This window comes from Gilliamella sp. W8123, from assembly GCF_016101085.1.
GTDB lineage: Bacteria > Pseudomonadota > Gammaproteobacteria > Enterobacterales > Orbaceae > Gilliamella > Gilliamella apis.
The window spans coordinates 303,872-327,333 of the sequence record NZ_JACFRE010000002.1; the positions used below are offsets into that span (position 1 = coordinate 303,872).

The following is a 23,462-nucleotide window of genomic DNA, read 5'->3' on the forward strand; positions in this document are numbered from 1 at the left end:
TCGACATAGTCGCTTCAAAATCGCTGCTCAATCGGCTTTAAATCGGAACCTAAAATGCCAACAATCGACACAAACCATTCGCCCCGATGGGGCGAGTTGGACGCCAAAAAAGAAGGGCATAACCCGCCCCTCAAGTGTCAATGAACACAAGAAATTTGCCTCCCCTCCCGTCATACCACTAAGGCGACGTATTGATACTTGAGGGGCAACCTTTCCTGATGTTGACACCTTCACGCAGGTTACTGGTTATGGGCGTCCAACACACACGGCTCATTCCTGCTTGGTAATAATAAGAATAATAATCTTCTTATTATTCTTACCGAACGAATGGGCACTGCTTAGCCATTTCACGTTTCGAGCCAAGGTTTCAGTACAGATAACTACAAGTGCACACAGCGGCCCTCCAGCACCGTTAGACGCAGATTCTGCTTCAGCTCATGGAATAAGGGACTCCGGGTTGTTTTCCCCTCTCACAAGGCGTTTCAGCGGCCACTGAAGCCGCCTTCTCTTCTTGGCGTTAAACCATCGGCCTATGGCCGATTGATAAAGCCCGCCAGGGCTTTATTGGCAAGGTCAGAACGCGCCCTCAAGGCGCGAGCTGCACCGCGCATGATGGATTATCTTTAGATAATCTTGGATGGATTTCCCAAACTGCCCGCAAAGCAGCGCACCGTCTGGGTTTTCCAAATTGGGACGGGGAACGTTACGACGGCAGAAGGGGAGCGTTACGACGGTAACAAGGGAACGTTACGACGGTAAACGGGTGCAGTTGCCGTGGGGCCAGGCCTCTTGATCTCCCATTTTCCCTTGGCGTATTCGTTCACTACCCAACCCACGGCGGCAAGTTCGGCCAGTGCCTTCCGGGCAGTCTGACGGCGTTTTTTCATAGCTTCGGCATTGGCTTCATCTGGCCAGACATAGCCGCAAAGCGTGTCCAGTTCCACGCGCCCGGATTTGCCGGGGTCGATCCAGCCGCATAGCCGTTGGTGCATCAGCCGTGCCGGATCAGTCTGTAGCACCCGCACTTCCGCCATGTCGATACGGGCATATGGACGATGCCCCAGGATCGCTTCGGCAATACGCGGATTCAGGGCAACCCATAGCCTGCCGTCCGTCTCGTCAAAAGCATGACTCATCAGGTGGAACGCGGCTTGCCGCCGTCCCTTCGTCACAAGGATGGTGACGTTCGACATGCGCAGCAGGCTGGCTTTGAGCGCCTTGATGTTGTCGCCGCTATCCGTCATGCCCGTTTCTGAGAGCAGTTTGGTCAGGCTCTCACGAACCACCAAGCCGTCTTGCTCAATGGCTTCGAAACGGGGTTCAAGGAATAGCCGTAGCTGTCGCCCCGTCTCACTGGTCGGTTCCGGGGTTAGCAAGATGCCGTTCGGGCCGCCAAGGGCCACGATGCCTTGCAAAAGACGCATATCATCGGCCCCGAGAGGTTCGAATCCGACGAAACGCATGGATTCGTCCTCGCCAAAGGTGTAGGTCACGTCCAGCTTGCAGCGTTTGCGATCGCCACGCTTGAGGCTGCGGAACAGGCCAGGTGCCAAACAGTGCGCGGGATCATGTCGGACGTGGGTCAGGTCATGCTTAGGCTTCTTCACGCTGTCTCCTTTTCACCTTGCACTGCCGCTCCAGTACAGCAGGCTTCAACACGCCGCCGTCGTGCCGTCTAAACCAGAGTTCTTGAAAAGGTGCGCCATAGTTGGCCTTGCTGACGCCAAAGCGGACAAAATACCCACGCTGACAATCATCGACCCCCAGTATCTCGGCCTCGCCTTGCGTCATGCCGGATAGGTACGATTGCCAACGGATGTTATCAACCAGTACGGACGATCCACGACTGGCCTGCTGTTGATCGCCCGACCCCATCATGGCTGCGCTTTTACTCGCGTGGTGCAGAAACACAATGGAGCAGCCTGTATCAGCGGCTATGGCCTCCATGTGCCCAACAACCTGCGCCATCGGCCCGCTAGCGTTCTCCTCCTCAATGTGGAAGCGCCGCAAAGTGTCCAAGATCATCAAGCGACGACCTTCAGCGGCTCGTTTGAGAGCATCGAACCAGCTAGCAGCCATGATGTTTGGGCATTTACCGATCAAGGGTTCAATGAGCAAACCATCAGCCACGGCTTGCCGTTCCGCTGCGCTGAGGTGTGCCCCAAGGGCGTGCAGACGATGGTGAATAGCGGCCGGTGGATCTTCAGCAGGCAGATAGACCACTTGCCCGGTGGGAAACTCGCCTATTTCAAGTAAATCAGGCCCGCCTGCAATCTGTGCAGCCAATTGAAGGGCCAACATGGATTTACCAGCCCCACCAGGCGACACAAGAGCACCAACAGTGCCAGCAACCATATTAGGCAGAACATAATCAATGGGTGGCGGCAATTCCGTGAAAGCCGCCATAAGATCAAGAGCCATATAACTAGCCCTCTATAGGGCCAGGTCGCGCAGCTTGATCACCCGATGATTTACGTGCCTCAATCCACTCTTCGACCTCTGACAAATCCCAGGCGACATTTCTACTGGTTAACGCGATACGGCGTGGAAAATCCCCTCGCTGCTCCAGGTTATAAATTGTTCGTGTCGAAAGCGGGATCATCTCCAGGAGCTTCTTCCTGTTGATGAGGGTCTTTATATTTTGCATGGGTCAATACCTCTCAAATGAATAGTTGCTATTCATCGAGTAGCTGCGCGAAGCAGCTAATCGGTAATTGACCTGCCCGATGCCAATGGCGGCCTTATTTATAAATTCACGGCATCAACTTCAATGCTATCAAAGATAGCAAAAACATCAACCCTTACTGCCTCCCGAAGTCCACTCATCAATCATATCGGCCCAATCCTGCAACATCGCCGCCCGCTGCTCGCGGTACTCAGCCTTGTTGTAGACAGCCCTCACGCCCTTCTGCTCGTGCGCCAGGCACTTCTCGATCCAGTCGGTGTTGTAGCCGGCCTCATGCAACAGCGTGCTGGCTGTGCGCCGCAAATCATGCGGTCCGAACTTGGTAAGTGACTTCCCATCTTTCTGCGCCGCCTTGTAAGTCAGCGTCAGCACCTGGTTAAGTGTGGCAGCGCTCATCGGCGCATCCGAGTCGTACCGTGATGGCAAAACGAAGTCGGAACCACCGGCAAAGGTTTTCATGGCAATGAAAATATCCAGAGCCTGCTGGGACAGAAATACCAGGTGCGGGTTACGGCGTTTCATCCGCTCCTTTGGAATCGTCCACAACGCTTCGCTGAAATTGATCTCGCTCCAGGTCGCATTGGTCAGCTCGCTCTTGCGCACCATCGTCAGCAATAACAGCTTGGCCGCCGCACGGTTTGTTGGGCTTGTGCCCACTCGCTCCATGTACTGGTACATCAGCCCAATTTCTTCTGGCGTCAACGCTCGGTCACGTGGCTCGAATCGAGCGATGCTTGTTGGGCGCACCAGTTCTGCCGGGTTTTCGACCTTCTGCCCACGCTCGATGGCCCAGCGAAATACCTGCAACACGATTTCACGCACATGAACGGCGGTGGCCGGTGCGCCTCGCTCAACAATGGCATCAGCCAGCGCCCGCAAGTCTTCGTGGGTGATCTCCACCAGCTTCTGATTGCTGAATTTCGGCTTCAGCTCACGCTCATAAACCGAGCGGCGCATATCGCGGGTGGAGTCGGCCATCTGGTAGCCACGCAGCCACTTCTCCGCCCAGGCACCGAACGTCTCTGCATCTTTCACCCGCGCCTTGTCTCGGGCTTTCTCCTTGGCCGGCGACTTGCCCGCCGCAACCATCTTCTTGGCGTCACCCAACAGCTCGCGGGCTTCGGCCAGGGTGATGCCACCGACACCATAACGCCCAAAGGTGATGGTCTCCTGCCGACCGTTGATTGAGTAGTTGTAACGGAACGAGATGGAGCCGGCTGGAGTCACTGCCACATAGAGACCTTCCCGGTCATTCACTTTGTAGAGTTTGTCCCTGGGCTTGAGATTGCGCAGCTTGGTATCGGTCAGCATGTACCTTGTCCTTCTTCGTCTCCGATACCATGCTGAAAAAATCTCGAATTTATCGTATTTTTTCTTACGAAACAGTAACTTATAGAATATTAATACCATGAACACACAAAAGAACGCAGCATGGTATCGGCATCAATCATGGCATCGCCAAACCATAATACCAGCTTTAATGCCATGCTCAAACGGTGCTTGGCGCTTCCTCCCGTTGCCAGATCGTGCCAAACACAAACAAAAAAAAGCCCGCAATTACGCGGGCTTAGCGGCATTTCATGCCATCAGGTGCCTGGCTGTGCCAGACGCGGAATCATTCCCACTCAATAGTCGCTGGCGGTTTGCCGCTGATGTCATATACAACTCGTGATATGCCATTAACTTCGTTGATGATACGGTTTGATACTCTTCCTAAAAAGTCGTAAGGAAGATGCGCCCAATGGGCGGTCATAAAGTCGATGGTTTCTACGGCTCGTAGCGAGACAACCCAATCATAGCGACGACCATCGCCCATAACACCAACTGAACGTACCGGTAGGAATACGGTAAATGCTTGGCTAACTTTGTGGTATAGTTCAGCTTTGTAAAGTTCTTCGATAAAGATAGCATCCGCTTGTCTTAATAAATCACAGTACTCTTTTTTCACTTCACCTAATACGCGTACGCCTAAACCTGGTCCAGGGAATGGATGACGATATAGCATATCGTATGGTAAACCGAGTTCTAAACCAACTTTACGTACTTCATCTTTGAATAATTCACGTAATGGTTCAACTAAGCCCATTTTCATATCTTCTGGTAGACCACCGACATTGTGGTGAGATTTGATAACATGCGCTTTACCTGTGTCAGCGGCGGCTGATTCAATAACATCGGGATAAATAGTCCCTTGAGCTAGCCATTTTACATCTTTAAGTTTTGCTGCTTCTTCATCAAAAACTGCAACAAACTCTCGGCCAATGATTTTACGTTTAGCTTCAGGATCTGCTTCACCTTTTAATGCCGCCATAAAGCGATCTTCAGCATTAACCGCGATAATATTTAAACCAAATTTATCACCAAACATGTCCATTACTTGTTGTGCTTCATTTAAACGTAATAAACCATGATCAACAAAAACACAGGTTAATTGATCGCCAATTGCTTGATGTAATAATAGTGCAGTAACCGAAGAGTCAACACCACCAGATAGGCCCAACAATACTTTATCTTGGCCAACTTTCTCTTTAATACGTGCCACGGCATCAGTAATAATTGAAGAAGGTGTCCACAATTTTTCACAATGACAAATATCGATAACAAAGCGTTGTAATAGTTCAAATCCTTTAACAGTATGAGTAACTTCAGGATGAAACTGTACACCATAAAATTGTTTTTCATCATTTGCCATAATAGCAAATGGACAGGTTTCTGTTTGACCGATTAAATTAAATGTGTCTGGTAATGAGGTTACTTTATCACCATGGCTCATCCAAACATCAAGCTGATTAATACCTTGATCATTAATGCTATCTAAAATTCCGTCTGTTAATTTTGATTTTGCAACAATATCTACTTTAGCATAACCAAATTCACGTTGATTAGATGCAGTAACGACTCCGCCCTTACCTAACTGGATCGCCATTGTTTGCATACCATAGCAAATACCTAATACCGGCACTCCTGCATTAAATACATATTCAGGTGCACGAGGGCTATTTTGCTCGGTAGTACTTTCGGGACCACCCGATAAAATGATACCTTTAGGATTAAATTGTTTAATTTTTTCTTCCGAAACATCCCATGGCCAAAGTTCACAATAAACACCGATTTCACGAACTCGTCGAGCAATTAACTGCGTTACTTGTGAGCCAAAATCCAAAATTAATATACGCTGCTGGTGGATGTCTTTATTCATCAATCTTAATTCCTAAAATATGGGCTAATATAAAAGTTGGTGGCTATTGTATCATCTAATTATTAAGCTTAAATAGCGTATAAACATTTTTTTTGTATATTCATCCTACGACATAAAGGTTTATAATCTTATTTTGTACATGACTATCTTAATCAAGATGAGAAAATAGCCGTTTGCAAAGTGAGGTATAAATTATTTAGCTTATTAAGAAAATTCATAGCGTCTTAACTTCAATAAAGGTCATTAAAAATCGAACTATATCGCAAAACTCAATGTTGTTACTTTAAAATTCGTTATTATTAATGCAAAAATAACTCGAATTTATCTATAGATAATAGTTTAAACAGATAGTAAATTCACATTTATATAATTTATATCACATAAATATAAACCCTAAAGAGCTAAAAACCAGTCCCAAAAGTATTTTGTCATTTATTGAATTGCAATCAAAAAACCGTATTTAAAAATAAGAGGATTGGTAGGTGAAATAAAAATGAGAGGTTATTAATAACCTCTCATAAATTGCCGTATAAATACTAACTATTTAGCAGCATTTTGTTCTTGTGCTGATTGAATAGCTGTTAATGCGATAGTATAAACAATATCATCTACCAATGCACCACGTGATAAGTCGTTCACAGGTTTACGCATACCTTGTAACATAGGACCAATTGAGACAAGATCCGCTGAACGTTGTACCGCTTTGTAAGTGGTGTTACCAGTATTTAAATCAGGGAAGATAAATACTGTTGCTTTACCAGCTACTTGTGAATTAGGTGCTTTAGATTTTGCCACATCAGGCATAACGGCAGCATCATATTGTAATGGACCATCGATCATTAGATCAGGGCGTTTTTCTTGTGCTATACGAGTAGCTTCTTTCACTTTCTCAACATCGGCACCTTGACCAGAACTACCGGTTGAGTAAGAGATCATTGCAACGCGTGGTTCAATACCAAAGGCAATTGCAGTATCAGCAGATTGGATAGCAATTTCCGCAAGCTCTTGTGCATTCGGATCTGGATTGATTGCGCAGTCACCGTAGATATACACTTGGTCTGGCATCAACATAAAGAACACTGATGATACAAGTGAGCTTCCTGGTGCAGTTTTGATTAATTGTAATGGTGGACGAATTGTATTCGCTGTAGTGTGTACTGCACCTGAAACTAAACCATCAACTTCGTTTGCTTCAAGCATCATTGTACCAAGTACTACATTATCTGCTAATTGCTCACGAGCAATGACTTCTGTCATACCTTTGTTTTTACGCAATTCGACTAAACGTGGTACATATTTTTCACGAATACGTTCTGGATCAACAATTTCAACACCAGCGCCTAAGGTAACACCTTGTGATGCAGCCACTTTACGAACTTCATCTGGATTACCAATCAGCAAACATTTTGCAATGTTACGCTCAGCACAAATTGCAGCAGCTTTAACGGTTCTTGGTTCGTCGCCTTCTGGTAATACCACCACTTTTTTCGCATTACGAGCAAGTTCAGTTAATTGATAACGGAATGCAGGAGGAGATAAACGTCGTGCAGAATTTACAACTTCATTTAATGATTTAATCCAATTTGCATCAATATGGTCAGCAACAAAGTTTTGAGTATTATCCATACGCTCTTTGTCATCAACTGGGATTTCTAGATTAAATTGTTGTAAGTTAATTGAAGTTTGGAATGTATTTGTTTTAACCGTAAATACCGGTAAACCAGTATCAAATGCTGGTTGACATAACTTATACACTTTGTCATCAATCTCGTAACCACCAGTTAGTAATACCCCGCCAATGGCAACACCATTCATCGCTGCTAAACTAATAGTAACCAATACATCAGCGCGGTCGGCTGAAGTTACTAAAAGCGCATTTGGTTGCAGGTGATTGATGATATTTTGGACGCTACGAGAACAGAAAGAAACGTGTTTAATTCGACGATTTTTAATTGCACCTTCATTAATAATTTTTGCATCAAAATGTTTAGCAATATCGATTGCTCGGCAAGCACTCAAATCAATATTCCAAGGAATACAGCCAAGAACTGGTAATGGACTATGCTCGCTTAAATCCTTAATAGTGATTTTTTTATTATCAAATTTTGGCGTATGATAAATTTCGGCCACATCAGGACGGGCAAGATTTTGCTCTTCAACTGGAGCATTGACTTTATTAACAATGACACCAATAATCTTATCATTTTTAATGCCACCAAAATTAGAACGGGCAATCTCAATACGATCTTTTAACTGTTCAGGATTATCTTTACCCATATTTACAACAAAAATAATTTCAGCGCCAAGTGTTTTAGCAATGTTATTATTTAACTCATTAGCAAATGGATAATCAGTTGTCGGTACAATACCTTCAACTAAAACAACATCAGCACCTTTGGTATTTTCAGCATACAGAGCGACAATTTCTTCCATTAATACATCTTGTTGATTTAAACCTAATAGGTTCTCAACATGACTCATTTTTAACGGTTTTAAAGTAGGAATGGATGTGTTTGAGCTAACTAAAGTAGTTGTATTATCAGGGGCATCGCCACCTGCTCTTGGTTGCGCAACAGGTTTAAATACATTTAAATTAATACCTTGACGCTCCATTGCTCGAATAACACCTAGACTTACACCTGTTAAACCAACATTGGTACCTGTTGGAATCAGCATAATGGTACGAGACATAATTTGTTTCCTCTTAATTCTTTTATTAAATCCAAAAAACAAACCGCCTTGTAGGCGGTTTTAAAAGCTTTTAAGCTGTTAAACGTGCAGCATCTTGAGCAATGACAAGTTCTTCATTGGTTGGAATTACCATCGCGATTGCTGAACCATCTTTAGTAATTTTACCACCTTTACCAAAACGAGCCGCTAAGTTGCGTTCTTGATCAAGTTCAAAACCAAGTAAGCTTAATTTTTGTAAAGTCATACGACGAACTTCTTCAGAATTTTCGCCGATACCGCCAGTAAATACGATTGCATCTAGACGACCGTCTAATAACATTGCATAACCACCAATGTATTTTACTAAACGATGAACAAAAACATCTAAGGCATTTTTTGCATTTTCATCTTTATCGTAATTTTCGGTTACATAACGACAGTCACTGCTAACCCCTGTTAAACCTAGTAAACCAGATTTTTTGTTTAATAAATTGTTAATGTCAGCAACAGACATTTTTAAGTTGTCATGTAAGAAGAACATAATAGCCGGATCAATATCACCACTACGAGTACCCATAACTAGACCTTCAAGTGGCGTTAATCCCATTGAAGTTTCAACACATTTACCATTTTTAACTGCAGTAATAGAGGCACCATTACCTAAGTGACAAGTAATCACGTTAGTTTCTTCTACAGGTTTATTTAATAATTTAGCAGCTTCACGGCTAACATAATAGTGACTTGTACCATGAGCTCCATAACGACGAATACCATGTTTAGTATATAATTCATTAGGAATTGCATATAAATATGCTTCTTTAGGCATTGTAGTATGGAATGCGGTATCAAATACTGCGACGTTTTTATCTTTTAAATGAGGAAAAGCAACATAAGCTTCACGAATACCAATTAAATGAGCTGGATTATGTAAAGGTGCGAAAGCTGCTGCTTCTTCAATCCCTTTTAATACTGAATCATCAATTACAACTGATTGGGTATATTTCTCACCACCATGAACAATACGGTGCCCAATTGATTTGATACTATCTAATAATTCTGGTTTTTGTGGAAAAATACTGTTTACAATAAATCTAATTGCTTCGCTATGCGCTGCACCAGCACCTAAAGAAGCTTCTTTCTTTTCACCATCTAATTTCCATTTAATACGAGCATCAGGAAGGTGAAAACATTCAGCTAAGCCAGATAAAAATTCATCACCATTTTCAGGGTTTATGATTGCAAATTTTAAAGATGAACTTCCACAATTCAGAACAAGAGCGTTATTACTTGATGACATAGTAATTCCTATAAATTGAATAAAAAGATATATACCAATCAAAATTGGTAACTCTACACATGATTAAATAATCAATGTGATATACAAGGCGACTTCTGATATCTTGGTTTTTAAGATAAAATAAAGAGAGCCCCCAATTTGAATGACACTATTTTAAGACATTAAAATGTGAATGTCGAGGAATCCAAATCAGATGAATTTAGTTAAAAAATTTAAGGCAGGTCAAACATATATGGATCTTTGCCCCAAAGATAAGGCGCTTTCATATTCATTTCCGGAATTAAAAATTATTAACCACATAAAAACCGCGAAAAAAATCTTACCACCAATTATTATTGGCTTAATTGTTTGGCAATATTATTTACCAGCACAATTAGCGGTAACTATTGTTACCATTTTATTTGCTTTGAGCTTACCCATTCAAGGAATATTATGGTTAGGCTATCGATCTCAATCACCATTACCACTAAATTTGGTTGATGATTATAACCGTATTAAATTACAACTAATCGAAAAAAAAGTAATCAGTCCAAATCGCAATCCTAATGAAAAATTAACGTTTGAAGCATTAATGAAATTGATGAATCTATCTAAAATTCATTTAGGCAATTATTTTGGACAAGATGATGATACATCTAACCAACAATGAAGATATATTTATGCAGAACTTTTTGGAAAAATTAAAAGAGCAGATCAATCAACTTGAGCAACAGATCAACCTATCAGATCAACCTGCTTATCAAGAACACTATTTTGATGAACATCTGTTTAATAGCAGTAAGATTGAAGTCGATTTCCAATTTTATATCGATAAGATTAAGCTTACTTATCAATCCCTCTGTGATGCCGCTTTAACCGAAAAACTGAGTCAAATTGAATTTTTATCAGAAAAACTTATTGACCAAATCACTGCTCTAAGTCGAGAACTTGCTACTGTACATTTACGTAAGCAACCAACCAGTTACGTGATTAAAGAAACCGTTGCGGAAAAACATTCCAGACATTTAGATTATCTACGTCGATTGCAAGAGATGAAATACGAATTAGAACTATCACCTGAGGCTATTGATTATACAAAAATAGCAGCATTAGATAATCGTATATATCGTTGTGAACAAGCGATTAAAAAAATTGAGTTAGATATGGAAAATGACGTCTTCGATTAAATTGAATTATTTTTATCAATATATTGCGCTTAAAATTTTCCTTTTTCTAAAAAGTTTACTATACGGATAAGAAATTATCTTTTAGCTAATTATTACTCTTTATCAAAATATTAATTTATATTACCTTTTTTATATGTACAACATAAATTTAGTAGACTTACTGTAATTTGGCGATAGATATACCTGCCAATTTAAGCCAATCCGTTTTTCATCATGATAATGTTCAAGCATTTGCTCTTTTAATCTATTGCTTATTCCCAAAATGCATATTGTTATAATTATTAATTAGTTTCATCTTTTATAGTTATATTTATAATGATATTAATCTTAACAAAGTGATACTATTTATCATTAGGCAATAAAAAAGGATTCAAACATGAGTAAAATATTTGATGATAATTCACAGACCATTGGCCATACACCTTTAGTTCGATTAAAACATTTCGGACAAGGAAATATATTAGCCAAAGTAGAATCTCGTAATCCTAGTTTCAGTATCAAGTGTCGCATTGCATCAAATATGATTTGGGATGCTGAGAAACGTGGTTTATTAAACCCTGATGTTGAACTTATCGAGCCAACCAGTGGTAATACTGGTATCGCACTTGCTGCGGTTGCAGCTGCTCGTGGATATAAATTAACCTTAACCATGCCTGAAAGCATGAGCATTGAACGCCGTAAACTTTTAAAAGCTTTAGGTGCTAATCTCGTGCTAACCGATGCAGCTAAAGGAATGAAAGGCGCAATCGAAAAAGCGGAAGAGATTGTTGCTAGTAATCCTAAACACAATATTATGCTGCAACAATTCAGTAATGCCGCTAATCCAGAAATTCATGAAAAAACTACCGGACCAGAAATCTGGCTTGACACAGATGGACAAGTCGATATTTTTGTTGCTGGTGTCGGCACTGGTGGGACTTTTACTGGTGTAACTAAGTATATTAAAAAAACACAAGGTAAAAACATCACTGCAGTAGCGGTTGAACCAAGTACCTCACCTGTTATTAGCCAAGCACTTGCTGGTGAGCCAATCAAACCAGGACCACATAAAATACAAGGTATTGGTGCAGGATTCATTCCTGATAATTTAGATTTAAGTTTGATTGACTTGGTCGAAAAAGTAAGCAATGAAGATGCTATCGATACTGCGCGGCTATTAATGGAAAAAGAAGGTATTTTAGCAGGAATTTCGTCCGGTGCGGCAGTATTTGCTGCTGACCGCTTGGCGCGACTACCAGAAAATGCCAATAAAACCATCGTGGTTATCTTACCATCTTCAGGTGAACGTTATCTTAGTACTGATTTATTCAGTGGTATTTTTACTGAAAAAGAACTCGGTTAATTTATACTACAAAAGCAAAACACCGCCAATCGGCGGTGTTTTATCAAATATTCGGCAATTTAAACTGAAAGTCAGTTGGTCTAGTTAATCATCTTGAACAATACCAAAATGTCGATAAGCATGAGGTGTGGCAATTCGGCCTCTCGGCGTTCTTTGGATATAACCTTGTTGAATCAAAAATGGTTCTAACACATCTTCAATAGTTTCACGCTCTTCACCTATTGCAGCTGCAATATTATCTAAACCTACTGGCCCACCCATAAATTTCTCGATAATAGCCAGAAGTAACTTACGATCCATATAATCAAAGCCTTCATTATCTACATCTAACATATCTAATGCTTGAGTGGCAATTCGTTCATCAATAACGCCTTTAGATTTAACATCAGCATAATCCCTAACTCGTCGTAATAAACGGTTAGCAATCCGTGGCGTACCTCGAGATCGTTTAGCAATTAAGTAAGCCCCTTCTTTAGAAAGATCCATACCTAAAAATTTTGCACTACGGCTAACAATATATTCCAAATCTTCTACACGATAAAACTCAAGTCGTTGCACAATACCAAAGCGATCACGTAATGGCGACGTTAATGAGCCCGCTCGAGTCGTTGCGCCAATGAGGGTAAAAGGAGGCAGATCTATTTTAATTGAACGTGCTGCTGGCCCTTCACCAATCATAATATCAAGTTGATAATCTTCCATTGCCGGATATAAGATTTCTTCAACAACTGGCGATAATCGATGAATTTCATCAATAAATAGCACATCATTAGGTTCTAAATTGGTTAGCATAGCAGCTAAATCACCCGCTTTTTCCAATACAGGGCCTGATGTGGTACGTAAATTAACATTCATTTCATTAGCAACAATATTTGCCAATGTAGTTTTACCTAGACCTGGAGGACCAAATATTAAAACATGATCAAGTGCGTCACTACGCTGTTTAGCAGCTTGAATAAAAATTTTCATCTGCTCACGAACTTGAGGTTGGCCAATATATTCATCCAAATACTTAGGACGAATGGCTCGATCTAAAGACTCTTCTTCTTTTTGTGCCTGTGGAGCAATTAAACGATCCGCTTCAATCATTATCAATACCTACTTTATAATACTGACTTTAATGCTTCACGTATTAGCATTTCACAATCCATTTCTGGTTTAATGACTTTACTAATAATACGGCTGGCTTCTTGTGGTTTATAACCCAAAGCAATAAGCGCTGAAACTGCTTCACTTTCAATTTGGTTGGATGATTTTTTAATATCACCAATATCAATAGCCGGGTTAACATTTGATAGTTCTTCACCAAAGCGTTTAACACGATCTTTCATTTCAACAATTAATCGTTCAGCGGTTTTAGTCCCTACCCCCGGTAATTTGACCAATGTTTTAATTTCACCTTGTTCAACAGCATTAATAAATTGCGCTGCTGACATTCCAGATAAAATCGCCAGGGCTAATTTTGGGCCAACGCCATTAACTTTAATTAATTCACGAAATAACTCTCGTTCTTGTTCATGATTAAAACCATAAAGCACTTGAGCATCTTCTCGAACAGCAAAATGAGTTAACACAATTACCTCTTTGCCATTGTCGGGTAACTCATAAAAACAGGTCATTGGCATAAAAACTTCATAGCCAACACCACCAACTTCAATTAATACTTTAGGTGGTTGTTTTTCAATAATGATTCCACGTAAACGACCTATCACAATATATCCTTAATAAATTTAATGTTGATTAAATAAGTTTGCTTAAAATAACCCTAAATTAAACAATATTTAAGATTCTAGATTAATCAAATTGATATAATCAACATTGAAAGTGAATTGAATGTAATTATCAGTTAGTTTACCTGATAGGAAAAAATTAATAAAGAAAAACTGTATAAATAGACAGGAGATAAAAAGAAATTTTGCCGACTTAGTCGGCAAAATGCATAAGACGATATCTGATTAATTTTTCAACTTAAAATGGCATTTTAAAGCCTGGAGGTAATTGCATGCCGCCAGTTACTTGAGCCATTCTTTCTTTTTGCGCTTCTTCTAAACGACGAGTTGCATCATTGTAAGCAGCCGCAATCAAATCTTCTAACATTTCTTTATCATCTTCAGTTAATAAAGATGGATCAATTTCCACACGTTTACAACTATGCGCACCATTTACAGTTACTTTAACGATACCAGCACCTGACTCACCGGTAACTTCTAATTTAGCAATTTCTTCCTGAGCTTGCTGCATTTTTGCTTGCATTTGTTGGGCTTGTTTCATCAAATTACCCAAACCGCCTTTTCCACCTGGAAACATAATTATTCCTCATTAAAAAACATTTATTCTGTAATTATACAGGACGAATACTCGATTCATCAATCTTGGCATCAAAATATTGACAAATCGTCTCAACTTTAGGATCTTGATGAATCGTCAATTTAGCTTGTTCAAGCTTTTGTTGATATAAATCCTCACGCAATTCTAACGGTGTCTTATTAGCCTTATTATCATCAATCACCACCTCTAGATTGAGTGTTTTTTGACGATAATTTGACAGCGCAGTTCGCAACTTAATACAATTTGCTGACGATTTAGCTAGATGCTCCACAGCCGAACGCGTATGCAAAATAATATGATTATCATCAATTAATTCAGGGTAGGAGTTAATCGCAATTTGTTTAATTAATGGCGCAAGTTCTAATTGTTCAATTTCAGCACACCAAGCGTCTTTTTCAGCCATTTCGACAATTAATTTTTTAACCATTTCTGGCGTTTTATCAACTTTGAAAGAATCGCATAATGTTTTTGCATCAAGTGCTGGTTCATTTTTTGTTTCAACTATGCCACAAGCCTGCCATTGATAATTTTCAGCAGTTATCTCTTCTTGTTCCACTTCCTCATCACTTTTTTCACTATCATTGCCTAGCTTGGCAAGCTGCTGAACGTCATCCCGTTTACTGTTAATTAAAGAATTAGATGGTTGATGGTGATCAACCAATTCAGGCTTTTTTGGCTTTTGTTCCTCTTTCATTAACTGCATTCGCATCTCTAAAATATTTTTAGTGATTGATGATGCATCATCAGGAAGTGATATTTCTGGTTGTGAAACAGTATTTTCATCACTAGTAGCTGGTCTTACTATTGTACTGTCATTTAATTGCTGATTCTCAATAGCTGACTTAACAGTTTGCTGTATAGGCGCTGCCTCATTTGCGTTTTGTGATGAAGTCGTCACAACCTGAGCTGGTTGTGTTCTAATAGGCGATTCAACTTTTTTTGTCGGTGTAGTCGGTGTAGTCGCTGTTGCAGCTGGTGGCATAATCGCATCGACATTTTTAGGCATAAATGCTAAAGCGCGTAAAAAACTCATTTCAACACCCATTTTTTTATCTGGTGCAAAAGCAAGTTCTTTCCGACCCATTAATAAAATTTGATAAAACAGTTGCACATCATTAGGCGCCATATATTGAGCTAAGAAGCGTAACTGTTCTTCATTATCTGTATAATCACCCAATGCTGTCGGCACAACTTGTAATAAGGCAATTTGATGTAACAAAGCAATAGATTCGGCTAATAAATTATCCCAATCTGCACCTTGCACAGCAGCCGCTTCAATCTGTTGCATCAAAGTATTACCATCATTTTGATAAAGAGCATTAATTAATGAAAAAGGAATTGCTTTATCTAAAGTACCAAGCATGGAGGCTGTTGACGCTGCATCAATTTTACCATTACCAAGCGCTATTGCTTGATCGGTTAAACTTAATGCATCGCGCATACTACCATTTGCTGCTTTAGCTAACAGCTGTATTGCTCGTGGTTCACTGTCAATTTGTTCTAATTGCAAAATATGTTTTAGTTGCTCAGCAATTAATGATGTATCAAGCACATTTAAGTGCAGATGCAGACAGCGCGATAAAATAGTGATAGGTAATTTTTGCGGATCAGTTGTTGCTAATAAAAACTTAACGTGTTCTGGTGGTTCTTCCAATGTTTTTAATAAAGCATTGAAGCTACTACGAGAGAGCATATGTACTTCATCGATTAAGTAAACCTTAAAACGGCCTTTGCTTGGCAAATATTGAATATTATCTAAAATTTCCCGAGTATCTTCGACTTTAGTACGTGAGGCAGCATCAATTTCGAGTAAGTCAACAAAACGCCCCTGTTCAATCTCACGACAATTATCACAAACACCACAAGGCGTTGCCGTTATACCACTTTCACAATTTAAACCTTTGGCTAATAATCGAGCAATCGAAGTTTTACCTACACCTCGAGTACCAGAGAACAGATAAGCGTGATGTACTCGACCAAGAGAAAGAGCATTAGATAAAATTTTTAAAACATGCTGTTGCCCTACTACTTCAGAAAATGATTTTGGTCGCCACTTACGTGCTAAGACTTGATAACTCATAATCACCATTACTTTTACTAATAAATTTTGCTAATCATACCATAAAGTGTCAATTTAGTCTTTAAGATGCCGATAACCGATTCGATATTAGGTTAGATTTTTTAGCAATAAAATCCCCTTTGCACAAATTTTCAAATTATTAGGCTGTTTTGGGGAGTTAATTTATTGAAAAATGATTTATCAACCTTCAAACAGTAAATCGAAGGTTGATAAGTAAAGAAAATAATCAATTGATGATTAATTATGAATGGCTAATCTTGATTTAAATAGGCCCATGCATATTGTGCATAAAATTCTGCACCTAACGCCATACCATCTTCATCAACATTAAAACAGCCATGGTGATGTGGCCATTGAGTATCTTTTTCAGGATTACCAGATCCAACTAAAGCAAAAGCACCAGGAATGTTTTCAGTATAATAACTAAAGTCTTCACCACCGGTAGTTGGTGCTTCAAAATACAATGCATCTTCACCAAATGATTCAACAATGACTTTTTGTGCTAATAGTGCGCTTTCTTTATCGTTTATAACTGGTAAGGTCCCATAGATATACTCGACTTCAGCGGTCGCTCTATACATAGCTGCTACTTGGTTGGCATAACGTCTAATTGCAGCTTCAATTTTTTCACGCACTGCAACATTAAAACATCTCACAGTACCTTCTAATACCGCATTTTCAGCAATTACGTTAAAACGCGTACCCACATCCATTCGACCTATAGTCACAACCGCAGGATCGAGAGGCGATATTTCACGAGAAACAATTGATTGAACATTCATAACAAATGCAGATGCAACCATAACCGCATCCACGGTATCATGTGGCATTGAACCATGACCACCACGACCTTTAAATTTAACCGTTAATAGATCTGCTGAAGCAAAGCTTGAACCAACAACACAAGATACTTTACCAACTGGCATTTGTGACCATATATGCATACCAAAAGCGCTATCAACACCTTCAAGTACGCCTTGTTCGATCATCCCTTTTGCCCCTTGTGCAATTTCTTCAGCCGGCTGAAATACTAATCGCACATTACCTTTTAACTGTTCCCGAATAGAATATAACGTTTTAGCAGCAGTGAGCAGCATAGCGGTATGAGTATCATGTCCACAAGCATGCATTTTGCCATCAATAGTGGATTGATAATCAATATTGGTACTTAATTCCTTAACCGGTAAAGCATCAATATCTGCCCTAAGTAAAATCGTTTTGCCTGGCTTACCGCCTTGGATCTCAGCAATAATACCTGTCGGCTTAGTGCGTCGATAAGTAATACCAATTTTATCAAGTTCTTCAGCAATTCTATCAGTGGTTCTAAATTCTTCCCACGGTAATTCTGGATGGCGATGTAAATCACGACGAAACGTAATCATGTCGTTAATGTTCTGTTTTATTGAATCTTTAATAGTTTGATTAATCATGTTACTACCTTTTATATATTTCATATGTATTCTTTTAATAGTGCACATATTTGCACAAATCTACAAGTTGAATCTGATAATTAAATTTCCAACTATTTGATTGGCGTTAACGGACCAACAATCATATTAACCATGATGCCAGCTAATACAACCGATACCATCGTTACTGAAATAAATCCTCCAATTAACATCGGTGGTAACATATGGCTGGTTAATACCTCTTTCTCTTTTGGATCTTTGGTTAAATTATTAATAACCTCGTTAGTGATAATATAATCAGCCGGAAAGCCATATAGTGCTGTTAAAGCGATCGAAAAAGCCATTTCTTTACTTACTTTTAAAACTTTACCAACAATAACCGAAAAAATAAACATCCCAACAACAGCAGAAAGAATAAAAATAATTAAAGGTGTGATAAGTCTAATTAACATATCCGGCGTTGCTCGGCTCAAAGTATCAAAAATAAATAACATTAACCCCATAACCGCAAGCCCAAAACCACCGGCTTTCTTTAAAGGGTGACGTTCTAAAAAACCTAAAGAAGCAGCAACAACACCAAATAATAAACATAAAACAAATGGACTAATACTGACGACAGGTTTCAATACTTCCGATACTGAGTAAGCTAAAAAGCCCACTATTGCAATACGTAAAAAGATAAAGTACGAAGAATTATAACTTGCTGGAATTTTAGCAAACAGACTTGGCATCGGATTTTCATCAGTAGTTGCAGCTTGCTTATCCATAGTGCTAACATCTTTTTCAACGACCCAAGTCCCTTCATGATATTTTTTCAATACTCGGCGACCTTCTTTTTTCAGCATAATTGATGTTAATGGATAACCAATAAAACCTTGCATTACATAGATTATAATTGCAAATACAGCCAGATCTGGCAATCCTGCCTCAGTTGCTCCTTTAGCCATAATAATAGCTGAAACAATACCACCTACTAATGGTGGAATAGCGACAATAATGGTGTTGAGGTCAAAAAATAGATATCCAACTATAATAGCAACAACAATAATACCCACAATTCCTGAAAGCGATATAAGTATTGTCTTCCATTGTAGTATCAACTCATTTATTGATAACAAAGTTCCCATGTTTACAATCAATAAATACATAAACATAACAGCTACTACATTTGGGATACCTGCTCGAGCAACAATATCAGTTGGGAAGAATGTCCAATAACCTAATAAAAACAGGACAGCACAAATAAAAACTGAAGGTATCCAAGCTTTAGTCCGTGTTGAAACAACATCACCTAGATATAAAATAATAAGCAATAAAACTAATGCCAACATCTGTGGCATATCATTCATAGTGGGCATAAAAACTCCATTTTTAATAAATTAAATTATAAAAAATAATTAAAATGATTTAAAAAATAGCTATTATAGATAATATTTTAAACATTGTTATAAGTTTTTTATCATAAAATCATTAATTTCGTCTAAGAAAAGATTACCATATTTTTCTAATTTAATTTTGCCAACACCGGTAACATTAATCAGTTGTTTCTTACTTTCTGGTTTAGTTTGCACCATTTCAAGCAAGGTTGCATCACTAAATACAATATAGGGGGCAATATCTTCCATATCAGCAATTTCTTTGCGCAACCGCTTAAGATTGTTGAATAATATTCGTTCTTCATAAGATAATATCGTAGTTAAATTAATCGCTCTAGCATAACGATTTAAACGACTTTTCTTCACGATTTCTAAACGTGGTTTTGCTAAAGATAAGGCTACTTGACCTTTAAGTATCGCACGTGCTTGTTCGGTCAATTGTAACGTAGTGAAGGTGGAAATATTTTGACTGACATATCCCAAATAAATTAATTGTCTAATTACACTAAGCCAATAGTCAGAAGAATGCGCTTTACCTATACCATAAACCGATAATTTGTCATGGCCATTTTCTTTAATTTGCGAGCGCGAAGATCCTCGTAGTACATCAACAACATATTGAGCACCATAACGCTGCTCAACTCGGTATATACAAGAAAGTATTTTTTGTGCATCAATTAATCCATCATAATGCTCAGGAGGATAAAGACAGATATCACAGTTGTTGCAAGGTTCGGTTCTATTTTCGCCAAAATAGTTAAGTAATACCGTGCGCCGACAAGTCATACTTTGGGCAAATGACTCCATAGCTTGTATCTTATGTAGCTCAACTTGCTTATGTTTATTCTCTGGTTTATCGGCGATTTGTCGATGGTACCAATTTAGATCTTTACTATTAAATAATAAAAGTGCCTCTGCCGGAACGCCATCCCGGCCAGCTCGACCAGTTTCTTGATAATATGCCTCAATTGTTCTAGGGCAATCAGCATGCACTACAAAACGAACATTAGGTTTGTTAATTCCCATACCAAAAGCGACGGTTGCAACAATAATTTGCACATTATCTTTCAAAAAACTCTCCTGTGCTTGTTGACGTTCAGCAGTGGTTAAACCAGCATGATAAGCAACGACAGAGAACCCCCTTTTAGCAAGTCTGGTTGTCATATCCTCAACTTTGGAGCGACTTGAACAGTAAACAATACCACTATTCCCCTTTTGCGTTTCAATAAAAGAGACAACTTGCTCAGTAAGATTAAATTTTTCAACTACCGTATAACGTATATTTGGCCGATCAAAACTACGCACTACCACCAAAGGATCGATTAAATTAAGTTGATTAATCACATCAGCTTGAGTCAATTTATCGGCAGTTGCTGTTAACGCTATAATAGGCACTTCAGGGAAACGCAATGATAAATGGCTTAATTGACGATAGTCAGGTCTAAAATCATGCCCCCATTGTGAAATACAATGCGCCTCATCAATAGCGATTAATGAAGGAGGATGAGCAGTAATTAATGAAGAAAAGGACGACACAGCCAGTCGCTCAGGTGAAATATATAATAATTTAATTGAATGATTTAAATATTTTTCAATAATATTTTGTTGCTCTTCTGGAGCTTGAGTTGCATTTAAAAAAGCGGCTGGAATCCCATTAACTAATAATTGATCGACTTGATCCTTCATTAACGAAATAAGTGGCGAAATAACCAATGCTGTACCGGGCAATAATACAGCCGGAATCTGGTAACAAAGTGATTTGCCACCACCAGTTGGAATAATGGTTAATGTATCTCGTCCGGCAATAACTGATTCAATTATATCTCTTTGCTGATTTCTAAACGATTTGTAACCAAAAACATTGTGTAACACGTCCTCAATCTGATCTCTAAATGACATACTAACCTGAACCAGTAATACCTTATCTATTTTCTATGGAGTATATCGAATTTGATATGAACAAACCACCGTGAATTTACATTTATTTACAAATCGTAATAAATAGAATTTCTTCAAAAAATAACATCGTTGAGTAAAAATGGCAAAAAACAAGAATCTGTATATTATTGGATTAACAATATTGACTGTTTTTCCAACAAACAAACGCAAAAGATTAAAAAAACAACTAATTTTGATTTTTTTTACTTGAAACAAAACAATTTGCCAGCTAATATTTGCATGTTTCAAATGTACGCCCGTAGCTCAGTTGGTTAGAGCATCACCTTGACATGGTGGGGGTCAGTGGTTCGAGTCCACCCGGGCGTACCAATTCAAAGATTTATCCTACAAGCCTTACAACAAATTTAAATCACCTAAAAAAAAACTGTTGAGGTAAAACCGGGATTACCCTATGTCAATAATTAGTTATTTTAATATCAAAATAACTAATTTATGCGAGCCGTCGCTTAATCATTTTCACTAAACAATATTAATCGATAATCAATCAAAATAACAATTATTGAAAAATAGAGTAACAATAAAAATCACTAAAGTTTACATAAATCAGTTATCAAATAAAAAACTAAATATGATAATCCAAATGCAGATTATCATAATGACTTTCAGAAACTAAGATTCATTGATCAACTTTTTTTAGATTTAGTTATTTTTCCACCAAAATTAATACCTGTTCTTTCTACAAAATAAAACGTAAATATGCTAACCAATAATGTTATAAATATTGTTATTAATGTATTGACTAAATAGCTACCATTTCTTAAAAATACCAAATTTATTAGAAATAAAATCAAACCATGAATTAAATAAATACTATAGCTAATGGTACCAAGTGAAATTAAGATTTTTGTCTTTAATAGTCCAAAAACAGAATTACCATTGCTAATAACTATAAATACCAACCCTAATAATAAGCAATAAACAAGTGGTTTATTATGTAGAAAAACAGAAAACATTGTTATTAATAAAATGATAAATGAGGTTATGTGGTTAACTAATATTTTTTTGTTAATTTTTAAATAATTATTAGCAATTAAGCTGGCTAACATCCCAAAAAAGAAAGGTATGATATTAGTAATAGTTAATACCATTATTTTAGACTGATTTATGATAATAATAGTCGCTAACCCTAGCAAAACAAATGCAATTGAAACAATTTTTTTTCTATTAAATAAACTTAGAAACGGAACACAAAAATAAAAAATCCACTCTATTTTTAAAGTCCATAAAACACCAGCTAAAGGTACTGAACCAGGAGCTATTGAAGAAATTGTTTTTATGTCTACAAAATAAAAACATAACCACGATAAAAAAGATTTGATACATTTTTTAAGACTTGAAAATTCAGCTGGTCCAGTGATTAAAGCGGAAACAAAAACCAACAAAATTACAAAATAATATAATGGTGAAATTCTAAAAAATCTTTTTATAAAAAAGTTTTTAATATTAATATGTCCTTCAGAGCGGATAAGCTTATCATAAAACAAAAAACCGGTAATCATAAAGAAAATACAGACACCAAATCCACCGAGGGAATAAATTGTCGCACCAATATCAAGATTTACTGATTTATCAAATGTTTGAGATAAAGTATCTTGATCCCACCATGTTTTGAAATGAAGAAAATGATATGATAACAAGGAATGAACAAACATTACGCATATTGCGGCTATACCTCTTAATCCATCAATATTTTGGTATTTATTTTTTTCGTCAACCAAGACATGTTTAATTCTTTTCGGCAGAAAATAATACATAATTGACATAAAAACAAAAGGACTAACAACAACAAAAAGTAAAGTAAAGTAATTAATATTCATATATTTAGTTATAAAATTTTTTCTTATTATTATATATTAACACTTATTAAGTTAATATCAAATTAATTGATTTTTTTATATCTCATCATTTAGAGCCTAATTAATATTAACAACTTCTTTTGGTTTTAGACTC

18 protein-coding genes and 1 tRNA gene are annotated in these 23,462 nt (G+C 38.3%); 4 read left to right on the top strand and 15 right to left on the bottom strand.

Translation table 11 applies throughout. The features are described 5' to 3' along the window. Positions 1-725: 725 nt before the first annotated feature. The 7 genes from repC to H3T56_RS04305 all read right to left on the bottom strand — a co-directional run bounded on the left by repC (position 726) and on the right by H3T56_RS04305 (position 9,852). Positions 726-1,607, bottom strand: a complete 882-nt coding sequence (gene repC / locus H3T56_RS04275) for a replication protein C, IncQ-type (protein ID WP_000743064.1) — start codon at positions 1,605-1,607, stop codon at positions 726-728. Further along, positions 1,594-2,421, bottom strand: coding sequence for a helicase RepA family protein (locus tag H3T56_RS04280; RefSeq protein WP_001162384.1), 828 nt, complete (start codon positions 2,419-2,421; stop codon positions 1,594-1,596). The genes repC and H3T56_RS04280 overlap by 14 nt, the downstream gene beginning before the upstream one ends. A gap of 4 nt (positions 2,422-2,425) precedes the next feature. Continuing rightward, positions 2,426-2,647 carry an AlpA family transcriptional regulator gene (locus H3T56_RS04285; protein WP_001179606.1) on the bottom strand — a complete coding sequence of 74 codons (222 nt, stop codon included), beginning with the start codon at positions 2,645-2,647 and terminating at the stop codon, positions 2,426-2,428. A 147-nt stretch (positions 2,648-2,794) separates the two neighbouring features. Further along, positions 2,795-3,997, bottom strand: a complete 1,203-nt coding sequence (locus H3T56_RS04290) for a site-specific integrase (RefSeq protein ID WP_000954590.1) — start codon at positions 3,995-3,997, stop codon at positions 2,795-2,797. Between the two features lie 304 nt (positions 3,998-4,301). Continuing rightward, positions 4,302-5,885, bottom strand: coding sequence for a glutamine-hydrolyzing GMP synthase (guaA, locus tag H3T56_RS04295; RefSeq protein WP_086364441.1), 1,584 nt, complete (start codon positions 5,883-5,885; stop codon positions 4,302-4,304). Between the two features lie 540 nt (positions 5,886-6,425). Beyond that, positions 6,426-8,576, bottom strand: coding sequence for a phosphate acetyltransferase (gene pta, locus H3T56_RS04300; RefSeq protein ID WP_198192106.1), 2,151 nt, complete (start codon positions 8,574-8,576; stop codon positions 6,426-6,428). A 70-nt stretch (positions 8,577-8,646) separates the two neighbouring features. After that, positions 8,647-9,852 carry an acetate kinase gene (locus H3T56_RS04305; RefSeq protein ID WP_086356956.1) on the bottom strand — a complete coding sequence of 402 codons (1,206 nt, stop codon included), beginning with the start codon at positions 9,850-9,852 and terminating at the stop codon, positions 8,647-8,649. A 193-nt stretch (positions 9,853-10,045) separates the two neighbouring features. Here H3T56_RS04305 and yfbV point away from each other — a divergent pair, with 193 nt between their 5' ends. From yfbV to cysK, 3 genes are all read left to right on the top strand, one after another. Beyond that, positions 10,046-10,501 (top strand): terminus macrodomain insulation protein YfbV, encoded by a 456-nt coding sequence (gene yfbV, locus H3T56_RS04310; protein ID WP_065612872.1) that lies wholly within the window; start codon positions 10,046-10,048, stop codon positions 10,499-10,501. 10 nt (positions 10,502-10,511) lie between these two features. Further along, on the top strand, positions 10,512-11,018 hold the full coding sequence (gene priC / locus H3T56_RS04315; protein ID WP_165756039.1) for a primosomal replication protein PriC: 507 nt from the start codon (positions 10,512-10,514) through the stop codon (positions 11,016-11,018). A gap of 376 nt (positions 11,019-11,394) precedes the next feature. Then, positions 11,395-12,360: a cysteine synthase A gene (cysK, locus tag H3T56_RS04320; RefSeq protein WP_065612870.1), complete on the top strand. Its 966-nt coding sequence runs from the start codon at positions 11,395-11,397 to the stop codon at positions 12,358-12,360. Positions 12,361-12,444: 84 nt separating this feature from the next. Here the strand turns inward: cysK and ruvB are convergent, their stop codons facing one another. The 7 genes from ruvB to recQ all read right to left on the bottom strand — a co-directional run bounded on the left by ruvB (position 12,445) and on the right by recQ (position 21,452). Next, on the bottom strand, positions 12,445-13,449 hold the full coding sequence (gene ruvB / locus H3T56_RS04325) for a Holliday junction branch migration DNA helicase RuvB (protein WP_065612869.1): 1,005 nt from the start codon (positions 13,447-13,449) through the stop codon (positions 12,445-12,447). A 14-nt stretch (positions 13,450-13,463) separates the two neighbouring features. After that, positions 13,464-14,072 carry a Holliday junction branch migration protein RuvA gene (gene ruvA, locus H3T56_RS04330; RefSeq protein WP_086356960.1) on the bottom strand — a complete coding sequence of 203 codons (609 nt, stop codon included), beginning with the start codon at positions 14,070-14,072 and terminating at the stop codon, positions 13,464-13,466. Positions 14,073-14,328: 256 nt separating this feature from the next. Then, on the bottom strand, positions 14,329-14,667 hold the full coding sequence (locus H3T56_RS04335) for a YbaB/EbfC family nucleoid-associated protein (protein ID WP_065578932.1): 339 nt from the start codon (positions 14,665-14,667) through the stop codon (positions 14,329-14,331). 34 nt (positions 14,668-14,701) lie between these two features. Further along, entirely contained in the window at positions 14,702-16,768 is a 2,067-nt protein-coding gene (dnaX, locus tag H3T56_RS04340; protein ID WP_198192107.1) for a DNA polymerase III subunit gamma/tau, read from the bottom strand. A gap of 251 nt (positions 16,769-17,019) precedes the next feature. Continuing rightward, on the bottom strand, positions 17,020-18,198 hold the full coding sequence (locus H3T56_RS04345; protein WP_065578934.1) for a M20 family metallopeptidase: 1,179 nt from the start codon (positions 18,196-18,198) through the stop codon (positions 17,020-17,022). Between the two features lie 92 nt (positions 18,199-18,290). Then, positions 18,291-19,517 (bottom strand): hypothetical protein, encoded by a 1,227-nt coding sequence (locus H3T56_RS04350; protein WP_370545497.1) that lies wholly within the window; start codon positions 19,515-19,517, stop codon positions 18,291-18,293. Positions 19,518-19,622: 105 nt separating this feature from the next. Further along, positions 19,623-21,452, bottom strand: a complete 1,830-nt coding sequence (gene recQ, locus H3T56_RS04355) for a DNA helicase RecQ (RefSeq protein WP_198192109.1) — start codon at positions 21,450-21,452, stop codon at positions 19,623-19,625. Between the two features lie 292 nt (positions 21,453-21,744). Here recQ and H3T56_RS04360 point away from each other — a divergent pair. Further along, positions 21,745-21,821 (top strand) — tRNA-Val (locus tag H3T56_RS04360). Positions 21,822-22,135: 314 nt separating this feature from the next. On the opposite strand, the gene H3T56_RS04365 is transcribed toward H3T56_RS04360, so the two are convergent. Further along, a complete protein-coding gene (locus tag H3T56_RS04365; protein WP_165755954.1) occupies positions 22,136-23,230 on the bottom strand; it encodes an acyltransferase in 1,095 nt (364 codons plus the stop codon). Positions 23,231-23,462 lie beyond the last annotated feature (232 nt).